The 23,916-nt window shown below is 56.1% G+C and carries 23 protein-coding genes; 3 read left to right on the top strand and 20 right to left on the bottom strand.

The features are described from left to right. Positions 1-3: 3 nt before the first annotated feature. From holB to yceD, 12 genes are all read right to left on the bottom strand, one after another. Positions 4-1,008 carry a DNA polymerase III subunit delta' gene (holB, locus tag ACMGGU_RS06680; RefSeq protein ID WP_048027447.1) on the bottom strand — a complete coding sequence of 335 codons (1,005 nt, stop codon included), beginning with the start codon at positions 1,006-1,008 and terminating at the stop codon, positions 4-6. Beyond that, entirely contained in the window at positions 1,005-1,646 is a 642-nt protein-coding gene (gene tmk / locus ACMGGU_RS06675) for a dTMP kinase (RefSeq protein ID WP_048027446.1), read from the bottom strand. Before tmk ends, holB begins: the two co-directional genes overlap by 4 nt. Further along, positions 1,636-2,658, bottom strand: coding sequence for a cell division protein YceG (gene yceG / locus ACMGGU_RS06670; RefSeq protein ID WP_048027445.1), 1,023 nt, complete (start codon positions 2,656-2,658; stop codon positions 1,636-1,638). The genes tmk and yceG overlap by 11 nt, the downstream gene beginning before the upstream one ends. 2 nt (positions 2,659-2,660) lie before the next feature. Next, positions 2,661-3,470, bottom strand: a complete 810-nt coding sequence (gene pabC / locus ACMGGU_RS06665) for an aminodeoxychorismate lyase (protein ID WP_420300339.1) — start codon at positions 3,468-3,470, stop codon at positions 2,661-2,663. A 120-nt stretch (positions 3,471-3,590) separates the two neighbouring features. Further along, entirely contained in the window at positions 3,591-4,832 is a 1,242-nt protein-coding gene (gene fabF, locus ACMGGU_RS06660) for a beta-ketoacyl-ACP synthase II (RefSeq protein ID WP_045910201.1), read from the bottom strand. A 91-nt stretch (positions 4,833-4,923) separates the two neighbouring features. Continuing rightward, on the bottom strand, positions 4,924-5,160 hold the full coding sequence (acpP, locus tag ACMGGU_RS06655; protein WP_003857954.1) for an acyl carrier protein: 237 nt from the start codon (positions 5,158-5,160) through the stop codon (positions 4,924-4,926). A 154-nt stretch (positions 5,161-5,314) separates the two neighbouring features. After that, on the bottom strand, positions 5,315-6,049 hold the full coding sequence (fabG, locus tag ACMGGU_RS06650) for a 3-oxoacyl-ACP reductase FabG (RefSeq protein WP_008500795.1): 735 nt from the start codon (positions 6,047-6,049) through the stop codon (positions 5,315-5,317). Between the two features lie 12 nt (positions 6,050-6,061). Then, positions 6,062-6,991 (bottom strand): ACP S-malonyltransferase, encoded by a 930-nt coding sequence (fabD, locus tag ACMGGU_RS06645; protein ID WP_045910200.1) that lies wholly within the window; start codon positions 6,989-6,991, stop codon positions 6,062-6,064. 15 nt (positions 6,992-7,006) lie between these two features. Next, positions 7,007-7,960 (bottom strand): beta-ketoacyl-ACP synthase III, encoded by a 954-nt coding sequence (locus tag ACMGGU_RS06640; RefSeq protein ID WP_008500797.1) that lies wholly within the window; start codon positions 7,958-7,960, stop codon positions 7,007-7,009. Between the two features lie 6 nt (positions 7,961-7,966). Continuing rightward, positions 7,967-9,001, bottom strand: a complete 1,035-nt coding sequence (gene plsX, locus ACMGGU_RS06635; RefSeq protein WP_063621375.1) for a phosphate acyltransferase PlsX — start codon at positions 8,999-9,001, stop codon at positions 7,967-7,969. 80 nt (positions 9,002-9,081) lie between these two features. After that, positions 9,082-9,255, bottom strand: coding sequence for a 50S ribosomal protein L32 (gene rpmF / locus ACMGGU_RS06630; RefSeq protein ID WP_003857964.1), 174 nt, complete (start codon positions 9,253-9,255; stop codon positions 9,082-9,084). Between the two features lie 16 nt (positions 9,256-9,271). Further along, positions 9,272-9,793, bottom strand: coding sequence for a 23S rRNA accumulation protein YceD (yceD, locus tag ACMGGU_RS06625; protein WP_014883375.1), 522 nt, complete (start codon positions 9,791-9,793; stop codon positions 9,272-9,274). 140 nt (positions 9,794-9,933) lie between these two features. Between yceD and ACMGGU_RS06620 the strand changes: the two genes are divergently transcribed. Beyond that, positions 9,934-10,518 (top strand): Maf family protein, encoded by a 585-nt coding sequence (locus tag ACMGGU_RS06620; RefSeq protein WP_277718601.1) that lies wholly within the window; start codon positions 9,934-9,936, stop codon positions 10,516-10,518. A 76-nt stretch (positions 10,519-10,594) separates the two neighbouring features. On the opposite strand, the gene rluC is transcribed toward ACMGGU_RS06620, so the two are convergent. Then, positions 10,595-11,542 (bottom strand): 23S rRNA pseudouridine(955/2504/2580) synthase RluC, encoded by a 948-nt coding sequence (gene rluC, locus ACMGGU_RS06615; protein ID WP_048027428.1) that lies wholly within the window; start codon positions 11,540-11,542, stop codon positions 10,595-10,597. Positions 11,543-12,114: 572 nt separating this feature from the next. Here rluC and rne point away from each other — a divergent pair. Next, a complete protein-coding gene (gene rne / locus ACMGGU_RS06610; RefSeq protein ID WP_420300338.1) occupies positions 12,115-15,234 on the top strand; it encodes a ribonuclease E in 3,120 nt (1,039 codons plus the stop codon). A gap of 48 nt (positions 15,235-15,282) precedes the next feature. On the opposite strand, the gene ACMGGU_RS06605 is transcribed toward rne, so the two are convergent. Next, a complete protein-coding gene (locus ACMGGU_RS06605; protein WP_420300337.1) occupies positions 15,283-16,185 on the bottom strand; it encodes a LysR family transcriptional regulator in 903 nt (300 codons plus the stop codon). A gap of 145 nt (positions 16,186-16,330) precedes the next feature. Between ACMGGU_RS06605 and ACMGGU_RS06600 the strand changes: the two genes are divergently transcribed. Then, positions 16,331-17,545: an MFS transporter gene (locus tag ACMGGU_RS06600; protein WP_420300336.1), complete on the top strand. Its 1,215-nt coding sequence runs from the start codon at positions 16,331-16,333 to the stop codon at positions 17,543-17,545. Between the two features lie 75 nt (positions 17,546-17,620). Here ACMGGU_RS06600 and flgL read toward each other — a convergent pair whose 3' ends face one another. From flgL to flgG, 6 genes are all read right to left on the bottom strand, one after another. Further along, a complete protein-coding gene (gene flgL / locus ACMGGU_RS06595; protein ID WP_045910193.1) occupies positions 17,621-18,574 on the bottom strand; it encodes a flagellar hook-associated protein FlgL in 954 nt (317 codons plus the stop codon). Positions 18,575-18,588: 14 nt separating this feature from the next. After that, positions 18,589-20,229, bottom strand: coding sequence for a flagellar hook-associated protein FlgK (gene flgK, locus ACMGGU_RS06590; RefSeq protein WP_063621370.1), 1,641 nt, complete (start codon positions 20,227-20,229; stop codon positions 18,589-18,591). Between the two features lie 75 nt (positions 20,230-20,304). Then, positions 20,305-21,258 carry a flagellar assembly peptidoglycan hydrolase FlgJ gene (gene flgJ / locus ACMGGU_RS06585; RefSeq protein ID WP_021240767.1) on the bottom strand — a complete coding sequence of 318 codons (954 nt, stop codon included), beginning with the start codon at positions 21,256-21,258 and terminating at the stop codon, positions 20,305-20,307. Then, positions 21,258-22,355 carry a flagellar basal body P-ring protein FlgI gene (locus tag ACMGGU_RS06580; RefSeq protein WP_029740346.1) on the bottom strand — a complete coding sequence of 366 codons (1,098 nt, stop codon included), beginning with the start codon at positions 22,353-22,355 and terminating at the stop codon, positions 21,258-21,260. Before ACMGGU_RS06580 ends, flgJ begins: the two co-directional genes overlap by 1 nt. 12 nt (positions 22,356-22,367) lie before the next feature. Further along, on the bottom strand, positions 22,368-23,066 hold the full coding sequence (gene flgH / locus ACMGGU_RS06575; RefSeq protein ID WP_032666985.1) for a flagellar basal body L-ring protein FlgH: 699 nt from the start codon (positions 23,064-23,066) through the stop codon (positions 22,368-22,370). Positions 23,067-23,123: 57 nt separating this feature from the next. Further along, complete coding sequence (flgG, locus tag ACMGGU_RS06570) at positions 23,124-23,906, bottom strand: flagellar basal-body rod protein FlgG (protein ID WP_008500810.1); 783 nt, start codon at positions 23,904-23,906, stop codon at positions 23,124-23,126. Positions 23,907-23,916: the final 10 nt, after the last annotated feature.

Here is a 23,916-nt window from a genome sequence, read left to right as displayed (position 1 = left end):
CTCTCAGAGATGGGAAACCGGCGGTGTGGTGCCGGGTTGCAGGTAGTGTTCAATACGCAGTAACTGGTCGGTCAGTAAAAGCTCGCGATTAAGACCCGTCACGGTTAAAAGCTGTTCTCGGCTCTGGCAAATTTCATGAAGCATCGCATGAAGAATCGTCCCTGAGAGGCGGTTCGCCAGCGTATTCACCAGTGTCCACGCGTCCGGGTTGGTCAGCAGCGTTGCCCCTTGCTGAAGTTTGAGGGCATCCAGCAGTAACGAGGCCAGCCAGTGCAGGCGCTCAACGGCCTGATCGCTGTTAAGCGCAGGCAATACGCTTAGCCAGTCGTGGTTATTCAGTGCCATTTCGACGGCCCGGCAAAGCGTTTCTCGCTGTGACCAGACGTCAGGCTGCAGCAATGCCAGCGCCGCTGCGGGCGCGCCGCTGCTCAGGCGCAAGGCGGACAACGCACTCTCAGGTGACGTTGTCACCTCTCGCTCCAGCCAGCTCAGCGCCCACGATTCCTGAGGCACAGCAAGGTGATGAAGACGACAGCGGCTGCGCAGCGTCGCCAGCAAGCGTCCCGGGTCACGGCACGAGAGGAAAAACCATGTTTTTACCGGCGGCTCTTCCAGAGTTTTCAGCAGGGCGTTAGCTGCCGCCTCGGTCAGCTGCGTGGCGTCTTTAAGCCAGACCACTTTAGCGCCGCCCAGCCGCGCGTGTTCGTACAATTTTTCACTGACTTCCCGCACGGCATCGATACCGAGCGCGCTTTTCCCCTTCTCAGGCTCAAGCGTGTAGTAGTCAGGATGTGTGCCCGCCTGCATCAGCTGACAGCCACGGCATTTGCCGCAGCTTTTATGCCCTTCAGGCTGCTGGCACATCAGAAAACGGGTGATGGCATAAATCAATGCATCATCGCCCATTCCCGGCAATGCCTGAATCAGTAACGCATGATGCCCCCGCCCCGCCTGATAGCTGCCGATCAGCTGTTCAAAGTGCGGGCGCAACCATGGATACCATTTCATGCCTGCTGCTCCTGCACCCACTGCGTCACGGTTTGCTGAATGTCACGCGTCACCTCATCCAGGGATTGCGTTGCATCGATGGTACGAATGGAGCTGTCCTGTGCGGCCAGCTCAAGATAGCGCGCACGGGTGCGGTTAAAGAAATCAAACGACTCTTGTTCAATGCGGTCGAGCTCGCCGCGCGCGCGGGCGCGTTTAAGACCCACTTCCGGGGTCACATCCAGATAGAGCGTCAGGTCGGGGCGAAAATCCCCCAGTACGGCATTGCGCAGCGTTGCCAGCATGGTCTGGTCAATACCGCGTCCACCGCCCTGATAAGCCTGAGTCGACAGATCGTGACGATCGCCGATTACCCACTTGCCATCGGCCAGGGCGGGTTTGATCACCGTCTCAACCAGCTGTACGCGCGCCGCGTAGAACATTAACACTTCGGCTTTGTCAGTGATAACTTCGTCGCCAACGGATTTAATGTCCAGCACCAGGCCGCGCAGTTTCTCCGCAAGTTGCGTACCGCCCGGCTCGCGGGTGAAGACCATGTCGGCGACGCCAAGCGATTTCAGCGTATCCACCACCACGTTGCGGGCGGTGGTTTTACCCGCCCCTTCGAGTCCCTCAATCACAATGTATTTACTGCGCATTTTTTTCCTTAAGTGCCTTCAGATAGTCCTGAACAGAGCGATTGTGGCTGGCAAGGTTGGTGTTAAAGGTGTGTCCCCCTTTTCCATCAGCCACAAAATAGAGATACGGTGTTTTCGCCGGATGCGCGGCGGCTTTGAGAGAAGCCTCGCTCGGCGTGGCAATCGGGCCAGGCGGTAAACCGCTAATCACGTAGGTATTATACGCCGTTGGCGTCTCCAGATCTTTTCTGGAGATCTTACCGGCATAGCTCTCGCCCATGCCGTAGATGACGGTAGGGTCGGTTTGCAGGCGCATGCCAATGCGCAGACGGTTGATAAATACTGACGCCACCCGATCGCGCTCGGCGGCAACGGCGGTCTCTTTCTCGATAATCGAGGCCATGGTGACAAACTGGTTTTGATCTTTATAGGGTAACCCCTCCATTCGCCCTTCCCAGGCCGCATCCACGGCGGCGACCATTTTTTTGTGCGCCCGCTTCAGGATCGCCACATCGGTCGTACCGGCGGTGTACATCCAGGTATCTGGCCAGAACCAGCCTTCCACCCATTCGGGATGCTCAAACTTGAGCACGTCGGCCACCGTCTGGTAGCTGTCATCCTTCAGGGTATGTTTGATATACGGCGCATCGCGCAACTGTTTGAGGTAATCACTCAGGCGCATCCCTTCCACAAATCGCAGCGGAAACTGGGCTTCTTTGCCGCTTTCCAGCAGCTGCAGCATCTCTCTGACGGTCATTCCCGGCGTAAAGCGATAGGTACCGGCTTTGAAATGTGACAGTTCAGGCTCCACACGCAATAACCACTGGAATACCCGTGGACGATTGATAATTTTATCACCGTAGAGCTGTTCCCCAAGCGCCTGGCGGCCGGTTCCCGCTTTCAGGGTAAAGATCGTTTCGTCTTTAACCAAGATCTTGCTGTCTGCCAGCTGGCGAACTTTCCATACGCCTGCTCCGCCAGCAACGCCCAGCGCAACAATGAGGAGAAGGACAAAGCGCAACATTTTTTTCATGACTATCTGGTTTGCTCACATATCGGGGCTAAAAACTGAAACAGCTCGCGCGACGACCAGCGTAGCTGGCCACAGGCGCGAACGGGCACAACAGGCATCAGCGCGTTACAAATAATGACTTCATCAGCAGTCTGTAGCACCTCTTCCTTTGCGTTAACTTCGACAACGTGAAAGTCAGAGTGTGCCAGCTGCTGCAAACAAAATTGGCGCATTATGCCGTTCACGCCAGCCTGATCCAGCGCGGGGGTGAACACGTTCCTGCCCTGTCGCCAGAACAAATTAGCCGCACAGCATTCCGTAACGAACCCTTCGCTGTCAAGGACCAGCGCCTCATCAGCGTCCGTCTGTTCAAGATGAATACGAATGAGCACCTGTTCCAGGCGATTGAGATGCTTAATCCCGGCCAGCATCGGGTTTCGTCCCAGTCGTACCGGGCTTAGCGTCAGCGTGACGCCGTCTTCTCGCCAGCGAGAGTAATGCGCGGGATAAGCAGACACGGAAAGAATACGCGTTGGGGCGAGACAAGATGCAGCGCTGTAACCCCTTCCACCACTGCCGCGGCTGATGATAACCTTGAGTACGCCGCTGTGCTTCCCCGATGCGAGCTGGCACATTTCCTGACGTAAGGTGTCCCAGTACGTAAAGGGGATCATGAGCTTTTCACAGCCATGCTGCAGGCGTCGCATGTGCGCTTCCAGAAGGCAAACATGGCCATCCAGAATGCGCGCCGTCGTAAAGCAACCATCCCCGAACTGTACCGCCCTGTCGCTGGCAGGCAGCGTGTCCTGCTCAAGGCCATTGATTAAAAACATGGTGGCTCCTTATGCGTGGACGTTTAGTCTGGCAGGATGTCATGCAGTCGACAAGAAGATTAGCCTTAATAAAAAAGGTCCGGCAAGCGGACCTTTTTTAGTGCGATCGGAACGTCAGGATCAGATCTTTTTGAAGATCAGAGAACCGTTGGTACCGCCAAAGCCGAAGGAGTTACACAGGGTATACTCCATTCCGCTAACCTGGCGCGCTTCGTGAGGAACGAAGTCCAGATCGCAACCTTCATCCGGGTTATCCAGGTTGATGGTTGGTGGAACAGCCTGATCGCGCAGCGCAAGGATGGAGTAGATTGACTCTACTGCACCCGCCGCACCCAACAGGTGACCGGTCATGGATTTCGTGGAGCTCACCAGTACGCGGCTGGCAGATTCGCCGAAGATAGACTTAACCGCCTGAGCTTCCGCTTTATCGCCTGCAGGTGTAGATGTGCCGTGCGCGTTGACGTAGCCAATCTGAGCCGGGGTAATACCCGCATCACGGATCGCGTTTTCCATCGCCAGCGCAGCACCTGCACCGTTCTCCGGAGGAGACGTCATGTGATACGCATCGCTGCTCATACCAAAGCCAACGACTTCAGCATAAATTTTCGCACCGCGTTTTTTCGCGTGTTCGTACTCTTCCAGTACGATCATGCCCGCACCGTCGCCCAGCACGAAGCCATCACGGTCTTTATCCCACGGACGGCTTGCCGCCTGTGGATTATCGTTGCGGGTAGAGAGCGCACGGGCCGCGCCGAAACCGCCGACACCCAGTGGGGTACTGGCTTTTTCAGCACCGCCGGCAACCATAGCATCTGCATCGCCGTACGCAATAATGCGCGCGGCCTGGCCGATGTTATGTACGCCAGACGTACAGGCGGTGGCGATAGAAATGCTTGGCCCACGCAGGCCGAACATGATGGTCAGGTGACCTGCCACCATATTAACAATCGTGGACGGAACGAAGAACGGACTGATCTTACGCGGGCCGCCATTCATCAGGGATGTATGGTTTTCCTCGATCAGGCCAAGACCGCCAATCCCGGAGCCGATAGCGGCGCCGATACGGGTTGCGTTCTCTTCCGTAATCACAAGGCCAGAATCCTGCATGGCCTGAACGCCAGCGACAATTCCATATTGAATGAAGGCATCCATCTTGCGCTGCTCTTTGCGCGAGATGATCTCTTCACAGTTAAAATCCTTTACTAAGCCAGCAAATTTCGTTGCATAGGCGCTAGTATCGAAATGGTCGATTAGGCTGATGCCGCTCTGACCGGCAAGGAGAGCTTTCCAGGTGGACTCTACGGTATTGCCGACAGGAGACAACATGCCAAGTCCGGTCACAACTACACGACGCTTAGACACGTTTGTCCTCCAGGGAGGGATAAAAAAAGAGATTCGTGGGACTAAAAAAGATAAAACTCAGGCGGTCGAATGACCGCCTGGAGATGTTCACTTACGCCTGGTGACCGTTGATGTAATCAATGGCAGCCTGAACGGTGGTGATCTTCTCAGCTTCTTCGTCCGGAATCTCAGTATCAAACTCTTCTTCCAGAGCCATTACCAGCTCAACGGTGTCAAGAGAATCTGCGCCCAGGTCTTCAACGAAGGAAGCGGAGTTCACAACTTCTTCCTGCTTAACGCCCAGCTGTTCGCCGATAATTTTCTTAACGCGTTCTTCGATAGTGCTCATACTCTTAAATTTCCTATCAAAACTCGCTTTCGCGATGGTTTTCGTAGTGTATAAAATGTTGAAAAATTTGCAACTAAATCCCGGCAGTTCTTACCACGATTTTACGTTATTTTGAGGCCATTCGCCCTAATAACGCAAATATTTTTCATCGTGGTTAAACCATATACATCCCGCCGTTGACGTGGAGGGTCTCACCAGTGATGTAACCCGCTTCGTCAGAGGCTAAAAATGCAACCGCACTGGCGATTTCTTTAGGGTCGCCAAGACGACCCGCCGGAACTGCCGCCAGCGTACCCGCACGCTGCTCATCAGTCAGCGCACGCGTCATGTCCGTTTCAATAAAGCCCGGAGCAACAACGTTTACCGTAATACCGCGGGACGCGACTTCACGCGCCAGCGACTTACTGAAACCAATCAGACCGGCTTTCGCCGCAGCGTAGTTAGCCTGACCAGCATTTCCCATGGTACCAACCACAGAACCGACAGTGATAATACGACCATGACGCTTTTTCATCATAGCGCGCATTACCGCTTTTGACAGACGGAATACAGATGACAGGTTGGTTTCGATAATATCGTTCCACTCGTCGTCTTTCATTCGCATTAACAGGTTATCGCGAGTGATCCCGGCGTTGTTTACCAGAATATCCACTTCGCCAAACTCTGCGCGAATATTTTCCAGAACAGATTCGATAGATGCAGGTTCGGTCACATTCAGTACCAGACCTTTACCGTTTGCACCCAGATATTCACTGATAGCCTGAGCGCCATTCTCGCTGGTTGCTGTCCCAATCACCTTCGCGCCGCGCGCAACCAGTGTTTCAGCAATTGCACGCCCGATACCGCGGCTTGCGCCAGTGACCAGGGCAATTTTTCCTTCAAAACTCATGGTATTCCTCTTTTATTGCGAGAGTGCCGCTGACATCGCTTCCGGCTCGTTAATCGCCGAGGCTGTCAGGGTGTCAACAATACGTTTTGTCAGACCGGTGAGGACTTTCCCTGGGCCGACTTCATACAGATGCTCAACGCCCTGAGAGGCCATAAACTCAACGGTTTTGGTCCACTGTACCGGGCTGTAGAGCTGGCGAACAAGCGCGTCGCGGATAGCTTCCGGCGCGGTTTCGCATTTCACATCGACGTTGTTCACAACGGAAATCGTCGGTGCGTTAAACGTAATTTTTTCCAGCTCAACCGCCAGTTTCTCGGCAGCGGGCTTCATCAGCGCACAGTGAGACGGCACGCTGACCGGCAGCGGCAGCGCACGTTTGGCACCCGCAGCTTTACAGGCTGCACCGGCACGCTCAACCGCTTCTTTATGACCGGCGATAACCACCTGGCCCGGCGAGTTGAAGTTAACCGGAGAGACAACCTGACCTTCAGCAGACTCTTCACACGCTTTTGCAATCGCGGCATCATCCAGACCGATGATAGCTGACATGCCGCCCGTGCCTTCTGGCACTGCTTCCTGCATGAATTTACCGCGCAGTTCCACCAGACGTACCGCGTCAGCAAACGCGATCACACCGGCACAGACCAGGGCTGAGTATTCACCCAGGCTATGTCCTGCGAGCAGCGCGGGCGCTTTACCGCCCTGCTGCTGCCAGACACGCCACAGCGCAACGGACGCGGTCAGCAGCGCGGGCTGGGTCTGCCAGGTTTTGTTCAGCTCTTCGGCAGGACCCTGCTGGGTCAGCGCCCATAAATCATAACCCAGTGCATCAGAAGCTTCACGGAAAGTCTCTTCAATGACCGGATAGGTTGCTGCCATTTCAGACAACATCCCAACGGTTTGAGAGCCCTGCCCCGGGAACACAAAAGCAAATTGCGTCATTTTTTATTCCTTATCCTAGAAACGAACCAGCGCGGAACCCCAGGTGAACCCGCCACCGAAGGCTTCAAGCAAGACCAGCTGGCCCCGTTTGATTCGCCCGTCGCGTACCGCTTCATCAAATGCGCACGGTACTGACGCCGCAGAGGTGTTGCCGTGACGATCCAGCGTCACCACAACGTTATCCATCGACATGCCCAGCTTTTTCGCGGTTGCGCTGATGATACGCAGGTTCGCCTGATGCGGCACCAGCCAGTCGAGCGCGGAGCGTTCAAGGTTATTCGCTTCCAGCGTTTCATCAACGATGTGCGCAAGCTCAGTCACCGCCACCTTGAACACCTCGTTCCCTGCCATCGTCAGGTAAATCGAGTTGTCCGGATTTACGCGATCGGCGTTAGGCAGGGTCAACAGTTCGCCATAGCTGCCGTCAGCATGCAGATGCGTAGAGATGATACCCGGCTCTTCGGACTGCCCCAGCAGCACCGCACCCGCACCATCACCAAAAATAATGATCGTTCCGCGATCGGTCGGATCGCAGGTACGCGCCAGCACGTCAGCACCGATCACCAGCGCATATTTAACGGCACCGGACTTCACGTACTGATCGGCTACGCTCAGCGCATAGGTAAAACCTGCGCATGCGGCAGCGACGTCAAACGCCGGGCAGCCCTTAATACCGAGCATGTTTTGCACCTGGCACGCCGCGCTTGGGAAAGCATGCGTGGCAGACGTCGTGGCCACCACGATCAAACCGATCTGTTCTTTATCAATGCCCGCCATTTCGATAGCACGCTGTGCGGCTTCGTAACCCATGGTCGACACGGTTTCGTCTGGCGCGGCAATACGACGTTCACGGATACCTGTGCGCGTGACAATCCACTCGTCAGACGTATCTACCATTTTTTCCAGATCGGCGTTGGTACGCACCTGTTTTGGCAGGTAGCTGCCGGTACCTAAAATCTTCGTATACATGTACGCTCAGTCACTTTTAGCTAATACAGATCCCAGGCGAGCGGCAATCCGCTGAGGGACTTGTCGCTGCACCGCCTGCACTGCCTGTTCAATCGCGACAGCAAATGCTCGCTGATTGGCGGCGCCATGACTCTTAATCACGATGCCGCGCAATCCTAACAGACAGGCGCCATTATACTGGTCGGGGTTGAGGTGACTGAATCGCCGCGTCAGGCTCTTTTGTAACCAACGCTTCAATAAAATCAGCCACCAGGCGCTTTTTTTGCCCTCTCCCTGTGATTTCAGCAGAGAAAGAAACATCCGCACGACCCCTTCCATGGTTTTCAACGTCACGTTCCCGGTGAAGCCATCGCACACCAGAACATCCGTTTTACCCGTCAACAACTCATTGGCTTCGAGATAACCAATATAGTTGATGGAGGGAACCTGTTTGAGCAATTCAGCTGCTTCGCGAATGCTGTCCAGGCCTTTGGTCTCTTCTTCACCAATGTTCAGTAACGCAACACGGGGAGTGTTGATCCCGACCACCTCTTCTGCCAGCACCGATCCCATGACGGCAAACTGAGCCAGCATTGTACTATCACAATCGACGTTTGCGCCCAAATCGAGCACCACCGTCTTGCCCTTTTGCTGATGCGGCAACACCGTCACCAGCGCCGGACGCTCAATACCGTCAATCGGTTTGAGCAATAATTTCGACAGCCCCATCAGCGCGCCGGTATTTCCCGCGCTAACGCAAGCCTGGGCTCGACCTTCTTTCACCAGCTCCAGCGCTATCCGCATCGAGCTGCCGCGGCTATTACGAATCGCCTGCGAGGGTCGGGCATCACTGGCAATAACTGACTGCGCAGGAATAATCTGCAGACGTGAACGTTGTTCAAAGTCAGCTTTTGCAAGTAATGGCGTGATTGTGTCGGGATTGCCGACTAAAAGAAGAGTGAGTTGCGAATTAGAATTCAGTGCCTGCAATGCTGCAGGCACTGTCACGGAAGGGCCAAAATCTCCCCCCATGACATCTAACGCCAGGGTTAGACGTGTCAAGGTATCGTCGCAGCCTGGTTCGGTAAGTTCCCCGTTTGCACGGGGAGCTCCTCACTAAGCCTAATCACGCTGACGCGTGATTACTTAGTGATAACCTTGCGGCCGCGGTAGAAACCGTCAGCGGTGATGTGGTGACGCAGGTGTTTCTCACCAGAAGTCTTGTCTACAGACAGGCTGGTAACTGCAGTCAGCGCGTCATGGGAACGACGCATGCCACGTTTGGAACGGGTTGGTTTATTCTGTTGTACGGCCATGGACCTTACTCCTCAATTACTTACGCTTTAAGCTGGCTAATACGGCAAATGGGTTTGGTTTTTGCGCTTCATCAGGCAGTTCCCCAAAGACCATGTCCGCCTCGGACACTTCACAGTGTTCAGAATCATGCACCGGAACCACTGGCAAGGTGAGGATGATTTCATCTTCAACCAGAGCCAGAAGATCGATTTCACCGAATTCGTTAACCTCAATCGGCTCATACGCTTCCGGGAGTGCTTCAGCCTGTTCGTCAGAACGAACCGGACTGAAACAATACGTTGTGTGAACATGCTGTACAAACGGTTTCCCGCAACGCTGACACTCGAGCGTTACCGTCACCTTTGCATCACCGGTTAAAACGGCGAGACGCTGGTTGTCGATAGCGAACGACATGGAGCATTCTACATCACTGTCCACACTGACTACGGATTCGGCAATACGCTCAGCCTGATCGGAAGTATAGATACCTTCGTAATCGAGGCGTTTTTGAGCCGTACGAACCGGATCAAGAGTCAGGGGTAATTTTACCTTTTGCATAGGGCGCGCATATTAACTTTGTAACGTCATAGAGTCAAAGAAAAAGGCAACCAGAGCTGCCTTTTGCCAATTATTCGCACACATTGCGGCCTGTAGTTTAAAATGGCTGGCATCGATACGCTATATCTGGTGATAAAAATATGCCAAATCTCGTCCTTGCTTCCACGTCTCCCTACCGCCGAATGCTGCTGGAAAAGCTCGGGATCCCGTTTGAATGCGCCGCGCCAGAGGTGGATGAGACGCCACAGCCGGGCGAGTCACCGCGCCATCTGGTGACGCGTCTTGCTAAGGAGAAGGCGCAGTCGCTGGCCGCACACTATCCTTCGCATTTGATTATAGGCTCCGATCAGGTTTGCGTGCTGGACGGCGAAATCACCGGCAAGCCCCATACTGAGGAAAATGCCTGCCAGCAGCTTCTGCGTGCGCGCGGTACTATCGTGACCTTCTATACGGGCCTGGCCCTCTATAACTCCGCGTCAGGCCATCTGCAAACCGAGTGTGAGCCGTTCGACGTACACTTCCGTCATCTCAGCGAACAAGAGATTATGGATTATGTGCGCCGTGAGCGACCGCTGAACTGCGCGGGGAGCTTTAAAAGTGAAGGATTGGGGATTGCGCTGTTCGACAAGCTGGACGGTCGCGATCCCAACACCCTGGTGGGGTTACCGCTGATTGCCTTGTGTCAGATGTTACGGCGAGAAGAGTGTAATCCGCTGACGATGTGACCTTCGCCGGGTGGCGCTGCGCTTACCCGGCCTACAAAACCGTAGGCCCGTGCAAGCGCAGCGCCGCCGGGCAAAATCAGCCGCGCAGAACCTTAAGACAGCGTTTCAGCTGCTCATCCAGCGGCGCTTCAATACGGATCACTTCACCGGTATTCGGATGGGTAAACTTCAGCGCTGCCGCATGCAGGAACAGACGCGACAGTCCCGTCCCCGCCAGCTGCTTATCAAACTCGCGGTCGCCATAGCGGTCATCAAAGGCGATGGGGTGCCCTGCAAACTGCGTATGCACACGGATCTGGTGGGTACGACCGGTCACCGGACTGCAGCGCACCAGCGTGGCAAACTCATAGCGCTCTTCAACCTTAAAGCGCGTCTCAGACGGTTTCCCTTCCTGGCTCACGCGGACAATACGCTCACCGCTTTGCAGAATGTTCTTCAGCAGCGGCGCCTGCACCACTTTTACATGGGACTGCCACTGGCCGCGCACCAGCGCCAGATAGTCTTTCTGCATCCCTTTTTCACGCAGCTGTTCATGCAGCGAACGTAGCGCGGAACGCTTTTTCGCCACCAGCAGTACGCCTGAAGTGTCGCGGTCAAGACGGTGCACCAGCTCAAGGAAGCGCGCTTCCGGACGCAGGGCACGCAGCCCTTCAATCACGCCGAAGCTCAGACCGCTACCGCCATGGACTGCCGTTCCTGACGGTTTATTCAGCACCAGAATATGGTCGTCTTCGTAAAGGATGACATCGCTCAGGGCCGCCACTTTCTGCAGCTTTGGTGAAACGGTCTCTTCTTCGCGCTCTGCCACGCGCACCGGCGGAATACGCACTTCGTCACCGGCTTCGAGCTTATACTCAGGCTTCACGCGTTTTTTGTTAACCCGCACCTCGCCCTTACGCAGGATGCGATAAATCATGCTCTTTGGCACCCCTTTCAGCTGGGTACGCAAAAAGTTATCGATACGTTGCCCCGCTTCATCGTCGGCGATGGCAACCATTTTTACGGCTGGAGTCTCTGTTTTCATGGTTGGCGATTCTAAATATCGACAGCCATTAGCGCCACTCATTTTTCTATGCTTATATTTACTTTTATCCGGCCTGTCCCCCGTTTCGCGCAACCGATTTGGTGGTTATTAAACCAATCGCCATTCTGAAGTGAAGAAACTGTGAGTAACCGGGTGATAATTGGTAAAAGTCATCTTGCTATAACCCGGCGAGCAGTGGAATAATGAGGCTGTTTTCCGTGTTAAATCCTGGTTAAGTAAGGATGTTGACGGAATGACCAATTTTGTCTGACCGATCATCCACGCAGCAATGGCGTAAGACGTATTGATCTTTCAGGCAGTTAGCGGGCTGCGGGTTGCAGTACTTCCCGGTATAAGGATTGTTCTCTGGAGAGTTCTACCCAGGCAATTCCCCTGATAATTGCGCTGTGTTTCCGTATGAAATACAGGCAACCGACACTCTGCGCCTCTTAAGCGAGCGACAACCGTGAGGTTGGCGACGTGAACAGACACGAGGCCATCGGTTCATACCCCGGAAAGCGTCACCTTGCCCGCAGCTTTGTCGTCAATGTAAGAATAACGAGTAAGTTACGATGAAAAGAATGTTAATCAACGCAACTCAGCAAGAAGAGTTGCGTGTCGCCCTTGTGGATGGGCAGCGCCTGTACGATCTGGATATCGAAAGTCCTGGACACGAACAGAAAAAAGCGAACATTTACAAAGGTAAAATCACCCGCATTGAACCAAGCCTTGAAGCTGCATTTGTCGATTACGGTGCTGAGCGTCATGGTTTCCTCCCTCTGAAAGAAATCGCCCGCGAATATTTCCCTGCAAACTACAACGCCCATGGCCGACCAAACATCAAAGATGTTCTGCGTGAAGGTCAGGAAGTTATCGTTCAGATTGATAAAGAAGAGCGTGGCAACAAAGGTGCCGCACTGACTACCTTTATCAGCCTGGCAGGGAGCTATCTGGTGCTGATGCCTAACAACCCGCGTGCGGGTGGCATCTCTCGCCGTATCGAAGGTGATGACCGTACCGAACTGAAAGAAGCGCTGGCAAGCCTTGAACTGCCTGATGGCATGGGGCTTATCGTGCGTACCGCGGGCGTCGGCAAATCCGCCGAAGCGCTGCAGTGGGACCTGAGCTTCCGTCTGAAGCACTGGGAAGCCATCCAGAAAGCAGCGGAAAGCCGCCCTGCTCCGTTCCTGATCCACCAGGAAAGCAACGTGATCGTGCGTGCCTTCCGTGACTACCTGCGTCAGGACATCGGTGAGATTCTGATCGATAACCCGAAAGTGCTTGAGCTGGCCCGCCAGCACATCGCCGCGCTGGGTCGTCCGGATTTCACCAGCAAAATTAAACTGTACACCGGTGAAATCCCGCTGTTCAGCCACTATCAGATCGAATCCCAGATTGAATCCGCCTTCCAGCGTGAAGTGCGCCTGCCGTCCGGCGGTTCTATCGTTATCGATACCACTGAAGCGCTGACCGCTATCGACATCAACTCCGCTCGCGCAACGCGCGGTGGCGATATCGAAGAGACCGCCTTCAACACTAACCTTGAAGCCGCTGATGAAATCGCCCGCCAGCTCCGCCTGCGCGACCTGGGTGGTCTGATTGTTATCGACTTCATCGACATGACTCCTGTTCGCCACCAGCGTGCGGTAGAAAACCGTCTGCGCGAAGCGGTGCGTCAGGATCGTGCGCGTATCCAGATTAGCCATATCTCACGCTTTGGCCTGCTGGAGATGTCCCGCCAGCGTCTGAGCCCGTCGCTGGGTGAGTCCAGCCATCACGTTTGTCCGCGCTGCTCCGGCACCGGTACCGTGCGTGATAACGAATCGCTGTCCCTCTCGATTCTGCGTCTGATTGAAGAAGAAGCGCTGAAAGAGAATACCAAAGAGGTGCACGCGATTGTCCCTGTGCCAATTGCCTCTTACCTGCTGAACGAAAAACGTGCAGCGGTCAGTGCGATTGAAGCGCGTCAGGGTGGCGTTCGCTGCATCATCGTGCCAAACGATCAGATGGAAACCCCGCACTATCACGTGCTGCGTGTCCGTAAAGGCGAAGAGACGTCAACGCTCAGCTACCTGCTGCCGAAGCTGCACGAAGAAGAGATGGCCCTGCCTTCAGATGAAGAGCCAGCAGAGCGTAAACTGCCAGAGCAGCCTGCGTTAGCCACCTTCATCATGCCAGAAGCCCCACCGGAAGCAGCCCTGGAAAAACCAGCGGCCAAACCTGCGGCGCAGAAACCAGAAGCAACCGCAGCGAAAGCCCAGCCGGCGCAGCCGGGTCTGCTGAGCCGCTTCTTCGGCGCGCTGAAGAAGATGTTTGCCGGTGAGGAAGTTCAGCCAGAGCAGCCGAAAGAAGAGCCAAAAGCGGCCAAGCCAGAACGTCAGCAGGACCGCCGTAAGCGTCAGAACAACCGCCGCGACCGTAATGACCGTAGCGATCGTAATGACCGCAGCGAGCGTCGTGACAACCGTGACAACCGCTCTGAGAACAATGAAGGCCGTGAGCAACGCGAAGACAATCGTCGCAACCGTCGCGAGAAACAGCAGCAGAATGTTGAAGATCGTGAAATTCGCCAGCAGGCGGGCGATGAGTCTGAGAAGAGCAAACAGCGTGACGACCAGCAACCGCGCCGTGAACGCAACCGTCGCCGTAACGACGAGAAGCGTCAGGCACAGCAGGAAGTCAAAAACCTGAACCGCGAAGAGCCGGTTGAACAGCAGGACGGCGAGCAGGAAGAACGTACTCAGGTCATGCCACGTCGTAAGCAGCGCCAGCTTGCTCAGAAAGTCCGCTTCGCCTCCGAAGCAACCGAAGAGTCAGCAATCGTCGCGGTTGAAACCCGCGAGAGCGCAACCGGCACGCAGCTGGCAAAAGTTGACCTGCCAGCGGTCGTTGATAACAACGTTGAGCAGGATGAAAACGGTGAAAACCGTGATAACGCCGGCATGCCGCGCCGTTCACGTCGTTCCCCACGTCATCTGCGCGTCAGCGGTCAGCGCCGTCGCCGCTATCGTGACGAGCGTTACCCGACTCAGTCGCCAATGCCACTGACCATTGCCTGTGCTTCGCCAGAAATGGCTTCCGGCAAAGTCTGGATCCGCTACCCGGTAGCGCGTCCGGAGCAGGTTGTTGAAGAACAGCCAGTTGCGGAAGAGATCATTGCACCTGCGGCAGCGGTAGAAGACGTTGTGACTGAAGCGGCAACCGTGGTTGAACCTCAGGTTGTTGAAGCGGAAGCACCTCAGGCAGCTGAGGTCGAAACCACGCATCCGGAAGTGATTGCCGCGCCGGTTGATGCCGCGCCGCAGCTTATTGCTGAAGAAGATGTGGTGGTGGCTGAGGAAATCGCTGAAGAAGCTGAACCTGTAGTCGCCGTGGAAGACACCGCTGAAGCCATCGTCGAAACGACCACTGAAGAAATCGTTCAGGACGTTGAGATTGCGGTTGAACCGGTTGTTGAAGAACCGAAAGCGCCTGAAGTGAAACCTGAGCCGGTTGTCTCTGCACCAGCCGCTGCCCACGTGGCGACAGCACCGATGACCCGCGCTCCGGCGCCGGATTACGTGCCAGAAGCACCGCGTCACAGCGACTGGGTTCGCCCGGCCTTCAGCTTCGACGGTAAAGGCGCAGCCGGTGGTCACAGTGCAACGCACCAGGCGACTGCACCCGCGACGCGTCCACAGTCTGTCGAATAACGACAAACAACGCTGAAAGTAAAAAGCCGACCTTAAGGTCGGCTTTTTTTATGGCTGCTGTACGGGCTTCCTCATTCCGGTCACCTCCGGCATGACCTGCCGCATCAGCTCAAGAAAACGCCGCAAGCGTGCCGGATAATAACGGGACCAGGGATAAACCAGATGCACCGGTAGCGCCGCTGGCTGCCACTCCGGCAGCAAATGCACCAGCCGCCCTTCCCGAATATCATCCTGTACCGTCCAGCTTGATACGACCGCCACACCGAGCCCGGTCAGTGCCGTATTGCGTGCAACGTACAGGCTGTCGGTGCTGAGGCGTGGCGTAATAGCAATCCGCGCGGTGGCGGGCGAAGCATCGTGAAATAGCTCCACGTGGCGCTGGTAGAAAGAGCTGATGGCTATCCAGGGAAACTGCTGCAAATCTTCCGGCGTATTCACCGCCGGGAAGCGGGCCAGCAGCGCCGGCGCGGCCACCACCGAGCGCGGCACTTCCGCCAGCAGCACGGATACGGTCGCCGGATCGACCTCCACACCCACCCGAATAGCGCAGTCAAGGTTGTCGCCCAGAAAATCTGCCGACCGATCGTTGAGCATCCACTCAATCGAAAGCTGCGGATAGCGTTGCAAAAATTCGGTTACGGGTTTCAGAAGCTGGTCCTGACCAAACGCGTGGGGGGCGCGCACCCGCAGCACGCCTACCGGCTCATCTTCCGTCTGCCCCACCTCATCCTCCAGCGCCAGCCAGCTGTCAATCACCCGACGGGCGTGCTGATAGCAGCGCTCGCCGTCATCCGTTAGCCGCGTCGTGTGGGTGGTGCGCAACAACAGGCGCACGCCCAGCATGGTTTCAAGCGACTGCAACCGTCGGCTTACCGTGGCCTGGGTTGTTGCCAGCTGCCGCGCCGCCGCTGAGAGCGAACCCGCCTCGACAATGCGGACAAACGTCCGCATTAGCTCTACCCTGTCTATACGCTCAGCTCTTTTCATCGCATTTTCACTTATACGTTCAACGTATAAGCGTTTTACCACCGGGCCCGCTACCGTCGCAAGGCGTACTGATAAAAAATAGCCGCACACGATGAATGAGGAACAACTTATGAACACAACAACGACTCCCCATGCTGCAAGCCGCTGGGTGATCTTTATGCTGGCTCTGGGGGCTGGCTTCAGCGTGGCATCAATCTATTACGCGCAGCCCCTGCTGCCGCTGATGGGTGCCGACCTGCATTTGAGTATTGAAGGTATGGGCCTGGTGCCAACATTAACGCAGGCAGGCTACGCGCTTGGCATCCTGTTCCTGCTTCCTCTGGGCGATCGCCACGACCGCAGGACGTTAATCCTGATAAAGAGTGCGGCGCTGGCGCTGTTTCTTCTCGGCTGTAGCCTGACCGGGCAGATCCACTCTCTGCTGCTGGCAAGCCTGCTTATTGGCATGGCCGCCACCATGGCACAGGATATCGTCCCTGCCGCGGCCATTCTTGCGCCGGAAGGCAAACAGGGGAAAACCGTGGGCACGGTAATGACCGGGCTGCTACTGGGTATCTTATTATCCAGAACCGTAAGCGGCGTAGTGGGCGAAGCGTTTGGCTGGCGCGTCATGTACCAGCTGGCAGCGGCGAGCATTGCGTTCATCGGGGTAATGATGTGGTTTGTACTTCCCCGTTTTGCCATTCACTCCACGCTGAGCTACCCCGCGCTGATGCGCTCGATGGAACACCTGTGGCGTCGCTATCCGGCGCTGCGCCGCGCGGCGCTGGCTCAGGGTTTCCTGTCGATTGCCTTTAGCGCCTTCTGGTCAACGCTTGCGGTCATGCTGCTGGAACGCTATCACCTGGGTAGTGCCGTCGCAGGTGGTTTTGGTATTGCCGGTGCCGCGGGTGCGTTAGTTGCCCCACTGGCGGGGGGTCTGGCGGACAAACTGGGGGCCGGAAAAGTCACGCAGCTTGGTGCCGTTCTTGTGACCGTCTCTTTCGCCCTGATGTTCCTGATGCCCGCATTGGGCGTTCATGGACAGCTGATGCTGATCGCCATCTCTGCCGTCGGGTTCGACCTGGGCCTGCAGTCCAGCCTGGTCGCCCACCAGAACCTGGTGTACAGCCTTGAACCGCAGGCGCGTGGTCGTCTCAACGCCCTGCTCTTTACGGTGGTCTTTATCGGGATGGCGCTGGGATCCGCGTTAGGCAGCAATATCTACTCGCTGGCTGGCTGGACGGGCGTGGTCGCGCTGGCCACCGTCTGTGGCGTCATTGCGCTGGCCATCCGTCTGATAGAAAGTGCGCGTGTCGCCTCCGTACCGGCGGAAGCCGCATAAAAAAAATGCCCAATCCAGACGGATTGGGCAGTAAAACATGCCCAGTTTCAAGACATGTTCCAAGAGGTCAAGATGTTATTTGTTCAGCTGGAACAGAGACATGCCCTGCATATCGCTAAACGCTTTATAAGACGCCTGCAAGGCCGCCTGCTGCATGGTGTAAGAGGAAATCGCTTCGTTCCAGTCGACATCAACCAGGTCGCTCATCTGCTTGGTCTGACCCAGCGCGCGGTCATCGCCCAGCGTATCGAGTTTTTCCAGCTCGTTCATCTTGGTGCCCACATCCGCAACGACCGTCAGAATATTGTTCTGAGAGTTTTTGATGCCGATTTGCGCATTGGCAATCACCTGGCTTTGCGCCGTTGCGGCAGCCGGATCGTTCTCAATCGGCGTCTTCAGCGACGCAATCGCAGAATCCAGGATTTTGAACATGTTCGTCTCGCCATATCCACCGCCCGGCAGCTGTTCCGCATTACTGGTAATGCTTTCGAAAATTTGCTGCCCGGTATGGCTAATGGCCATATTACGCGCCGTATCAACCTGCTGCGTGATGGCCTCAGCGCCGCCGTTATAATCCCCGGTCGCGGCATCAAACGGTGCGCTCTCGGTTTTGTATCCCGCAAAGATAAAGCGACCATTACCATCCGTCGTGTTGGCCAGGTTCATAAGCTGATCGCGGATCCCCTGAATATCGGTCGCCAGAGAAAGACGGTCGTCATCGCTTAATGTGCCGTTCGAGGCGTAAACGAGCTTCTCGCGCACGCTTGAGATCGCGGTGTTCACCTGAGTTAACACGTTATCTTCCAGCGAGACTTTTTGCGTGGCGAAGGTACGCGCAAGCGCGAACTGGCTGTTTTGCGACTGCGATTGTGACAGAACGATGGCCTGCGACGCGGCGATAGGATCGTCCGACGGACGGTTGACGCGCTTGCCGGTGGACATCTGTTCACCGTAGCTCAGCCATCTGCTCTGGGAATCGGTGATCCCACGCATGTTCTGCTCATACATCATCTGGGTGCTAATACGCATTGTTCACCTCAACCTTAACGAATGTTGATAATTGCATCGAAGAGCGTACTGGCAGTCTGGAGAACCTGGGCGTTCGCCAGGTAATACTGCTGATAACGCTGCAAATTGCCATACTCTTCGTCGAGGTTTACCCCAGAGATGGTCTGCTGCTGCTTGATTAACTGCGTCTCTACGTTAGCTTTCGTCTGGCTGCTCACCTTCAGTGACGCCGTTGAGCTACCCACGGTACTGACGAGAGAGGCATACGCATCGTTGAAGGTTTTGTTGCCCCCCACGACTTTCGCGTTTTGCAGATCGAGCAGTTTCTGGCCGTTACGGTTATCACTTTCGCCGCCGTTCTGCACTGACGCCATCGCCAGTTTGGACTCGTCGCTGATCGCCAGATCCATGTTCATGATGACGTCGGAAACCGGCTTCACGGTAAAGCTGTCTTTGGTATTTGCCGTGCCGCTCACGTTGACGTTAAGACCATCAAACGACAGATTGCCGCTGGCATCCGGGCTCATCGTAAAGCTGGTTTTGTCTGATGTACGGGTGATCGTCCAGTCAGTGCCATTGAACTGCAGCTTATAGTCTGTCGCCTGGACCTGTTTGCTGTCCGTCACAGAGGCCGTAACAACCGCCGATCCGCCGTTCTTGCTGTTGGACAGCACCGCCGGAGAACCAAAGTTGAACAGCTTACCTCCCGCATCACCGTTAGCGTCAAAACCGGCTTCATGCTGCGTGTTCATCGAATCGGCAAAGGCCAGCGCCATCTGGTTCAGGGTATTACGGGCTTTATCCAGATCTTCCGTACGGAAAGTCAGTAAACCGCCTAATGAACCGGTGGTGATCATTTTTTCCGGGATCTCGACGTTCCCGGCCACGTCATCGACATAGGCCACGGTAGTACGGGTCGGATCGGCACTCGACTTCACGGCAGCCAGCTGGTTGGCTTTGCTGCCCTGAACCAGGCTGTAACCGTTGCCGAAAGAGATGTTAAACGTGCCGCTATCCTGGACAGAGACTTCCACGCCGACGATTTTGTTCAGCTCATTGACGAGCTGATCGCGCTGATCAAGCAGATCGTTAGGCGATGCGCCCGCGCCGACGCCGGTCAGACGGGAAATCTGATCGTTCAGATTGGCAATCTGTTTGGCATAGTTGTTGATCTGAGAAACGCTGGTGCTAATCGCGGTATTCACCTGCGTATCCTGGTCGCGAAGATACTGATCGTTGGTTTTAAACTGATTGACCAGACCGCCCGCTTTACCCAGCACCGTCTGACGTGCCGCCGGGTCTTCCGCGTTGCTCACCAGCGTTTGCAGGCTCTTGAAGAAGTCCTGCAGCGTGGTGGAGAGCGAGTTGGTGGTATCGGAGAGCACGTCGTCGATTTTTGACATCTGCTGGTAGCGCGTCGTCAGGCCGCTGCTCTGCGTCTGCGCGGCGCGCAGCTGGTTGGTGATGAAGGCGTCATACTCACGCTGGACACCGGAGACATACACCCCGTTACCCACCCAGCCACCGCCGGTCAGCGTGCTGTTAGATGCGCCCAGCACCGTGGTCTGGCGGGTATAGCCTGCCACGTTATAGCTTGAAATATTATTACTGACGGTATTGAGTGCCGACTGCGCAGCACTGAGGCCACTCATGGCGCTGTTAATCAAACTGGACATGGGGGTTCCTTTTATACGTTCAGACACGAGTCCTGATGAAGGTTATCGGCAACCTCCACCGGGACTTGAGAACTTTCAGAACAGATTTTCAATATCTGTGCTATAGGCTTTGCTGACCTTCTCGCCCATTGATTTCAACTGCTGGATCATGCTGGTGAGCTTACGCGCATAGTTCGGGTCGGTCGCGTAGCCCGCGTTTTGCAGCGCCTGAGCGCCCTGCTCCGCCGTCGCCGCCTGCGTCACGGCGGTATAGCGCGGATTTCGGCTCAGCAGGCCAACATAATCGGACAAGGCTTCCAGATACGAGCTGTAGACGCGGAATTTGGCTTTCACCTTCACCGCCGCACCGTTCTCGTATTCGGTGGTCGTGATCTCCGTGGTTGGCCCCTTCCAGCTGGAGGTAGCCTTCACGCCGAAGATGTTGAAGCTCGGCTCGCCGTTTTCCTTGCGGATCTGGCGCTGACCCCAGCCCGACTCCAGCGCAGCCTGCGCCAGAATCAGGTGATGCGGCACGCCGCTCTGTTCGCTGGCAAGGCGCGCAGGCAGAGAAAGCTGCGCCAGGAAGTCTTTGCTGTCACCGGAGAGCGGCTCATCGCCGCTGCCCGTGGCTTTCGGCATGGCTTTACGCACCATTTGCGTCAGAGCCTGGTTCTGATAGCTGGTCACCGTTTCCAGGTCGAACTTCATCGGTACCTGCTGCGGCTGATCCTGAGGCTGAATGCCCTGCGCGGCTTCGGTCTGCTTGACAATCATGTCAGCCAGACCGAGGCCTTTCCCGGCGGTCATCTGCTGCGCAATCTGCTGGTCATACATGCTGGTGTAGAGACGCGTTGAATCACTGCTGAACATCCCGTCTTTCGGCAGGGTTTCGCGCATGCTTTTCAGCATCATCTGTACAAACATCCCTTCCACCTGGCGGGCGACCGGGCGGATATTCGCCGCCGGGTCTTTTCCTGCTTTGGTTTTCAGTTCGTTGAGCGACTGGGCGTCCCAGGCTGCACTGGTCAACAGTTTGCTATCGGTCAGCATTAGATGATTTCCAGTTTGGCGCGCAGGCAGCCCGCGCTTTGCATCGATTGCAGGATGGACATCAGATCCATCGGCGTTGCCCCCAGGGCGTTCAGAGCACGCACCACGCTGTTCAGGTTGGCGCTGGAGCGCACGCTTTGCAGTGACCCGCCGCTCTGGCGCATATCAATCTGCGTTTGCGGCGTCACCACCGTCTGACCGCCACCAAATGGCGTATTCGGCTGGCTCACGTTCGCGGAGCGGTTTACCGTCACGGAGAGGTTCCCCTGCGCCACGGCGCAGCTGTCGAGCGACACTTCCCGGTTCATGACCACCGAGCCGGTACGGGAGTTGATGATCACCTTCGCATCCTGGACCGGAACGTTCACTTCCATATTCTGGATATCGGCCAGCATGCGCACCTGATTGCTGCTGCCGGTGGAGGTACGGATCTGCACGGTGCGCGCATCGAGTGCCGTTGCGTTACCGTAGCCGCGGCTGCGGTTGATGGTATCGGCAATCTGCTGCGCCATCGTGAAGTCTTCATTATTGAGCTGCAGGTTGATGGTGTTGCCCGCGCCAAACTGGGTCGGCAGTTCACGCTCAATGATCGCCCCGTTGGTAATCCGTCCACCGTTGAGCTGGTTCACCTGCACGCTGCTTCCGCCTGCGGATGCTCCCGCACCGCCGACCAGAATGTTCCCCTGCGCCAGCGCATAGACCTGGCTGTCGACGCCTTTCAGCGGGGTCATCAGCAGCGTACCGCCGCGCAGGCTTTTGGCGTTACCCATTGAGGAGACCACCACGTCAATGGTCTGTCCCTGGCGCGCAAACGCCGGGTAGGACGCGGTGACCATTACTGCCGCCACGTTTTTCAACTGCATGTTAGTTCCCGCTGGCACGGTAATGCCGAGCTGGGAAAGCATGTTGTTCAGGCTTTGGGTGGTAAAGGGGGTCTGGGTCGTCTGGTCACCGGTACCGTCCAGCCCCACCACCAGGCCGTAGCCAATCAGCGAGTTTTCACGCACGCCCTGGACGCTGGTGAGATCGCGAATACGGTCAGCCTGGGCAAAGGTAGCCACCAGCGCGAGCGCCACGGCGAAGATCGATTTAAACATGGGTCACCTCGCTTACATCGGCGATAAATTAAGGAAGAAGCGCTGCAGCCAACCCATATTTTGCGCTTCATTGATATAGCCGTTCCCGACGTACTCAATGCGCGCATCCGCCACCTGAGTGGACGGAACGGTGTTGGTGCCGCTGATGGTGCGAGGGTTAACCACGCCCGAGAAGCGAATGAATTCAGTGCCCTGGTTGATGGCGATCTGTTTTTCACCCACAACATGTAGGTTGCCGTTAACCAGTACCTGGTCAACCGTCACCGTCAGCGTACCGCTGAAGGTGTTGCTGGCATTCGCGCCGCCTTTACCGTTAAAGGTATTGCCGCCGGACGCGTTCACATCAGCACGCGCGTTGCCGAACAGCCCTTCGAGATAGCGTGGCACGGTGTCGAAGCCAAAATTCGTTTTGCCATCGCGGCTGGCGTTCGCCGACGAGCTCTTGCTCGCGCTGACGTTTTCCTGCAGCACAATGGTCAATGTATCGCCGACGTTACGCGGGCGGCGATCTTCAAACAGCGGCTGATAGCCGTAATTAATCGGCTGCGCGGTCTGGAAAATGGAGCCGTTTACCACTGGCGCAGGGCCAGGAACGGGTTGGGCAGTCGTCGCACCCTGGACCAAAGGTTTAGACGGGATCCAGGCACACCCGCTGAGGGTGACGGCCAGAACAGTCAGTATCGGATAACGAAACGCCGCGTTTTTTTGCATTGCCTTCATCTTCGAAAACAGGGAGCCGGCGCGGCGTTTACCGCACCGGGCTACACCTTAGAGTTGCGTCAGTTTCTGCAGCATCTGGTCGGTCGTCGACACTGCTTTACTGTTAATTTCATACGCGCGCTGGACCTGGATCATATTCACCAGCTCTTCCGCCACGTTCACGTTGGAGGTTTCAACATAGCCCTGATACAGCAGGCCCGCGCCGTTCAGGCCCGGGGTACTTTCATTTGGCGTACCGGAGGATTGCGTCTCGGTGTAGAGGTTCTCACCAATGCTTTCCAGACCGGTATCGTTCATGAAGGTGGTCAGGTTAAGCTGCCCAACCTGAACCGGCGCGGCCTGCCCCTGCTGGGTTACGCTGACCACACCGTCACGACCGATGGTGATGCTCAGGGCGTTCGCCGGGATGGTAATCGCAGGCTGGACCTGGAAACCGCCCGCCGTCACCAGCTGGCCGTTCTGATCGACCTGGAACGAGCCGTCGCGGGTGTAGGCAGAAGTCCCGTCAGGCAGCTGCACCTGGAAGAAGCCCTGGCCTTTGATCGCCACGTCTTTGCTGTTGTTGGTCTGAGACAGGTTGCCCTGACTGTGCAGACGCTCGGTGGCCACCGGGCGAACACCGGTACCGATCTGCAGACCCGAAGGCAGCGTCGTCTGTTCAGAAGACTGCGCCCCCGGCTGGCGGATGGTTTGATAAAGCAAATCTTCGAAAACGGCGCGCTGACGCTTGAAACCATTGGTGCTGACGTTTGCCAGGTTGTTGGCAATCACGTCCATATTGGTTTGCTGGGCGTCCAGGCCAGTTTTCGCGATCCATAAAGAACTGATCATAAGGAATCCT

This window comes from Enterobacter sp. BNK-8 (genome assembly GCF_048685095.1).
Classification (GTDB): domain Bacteria; phylum Pseudomonadota; class Gammaproteobacteria; order Enterobacterales; family Enterobacteriaceae; genus Enterobacter; species Enterobacter quasiroggenkampii.
Note: the sequence above shows the minus strand (reverse complement) of the source record. Positions and strands in the feature narration are given on the sequence as shown.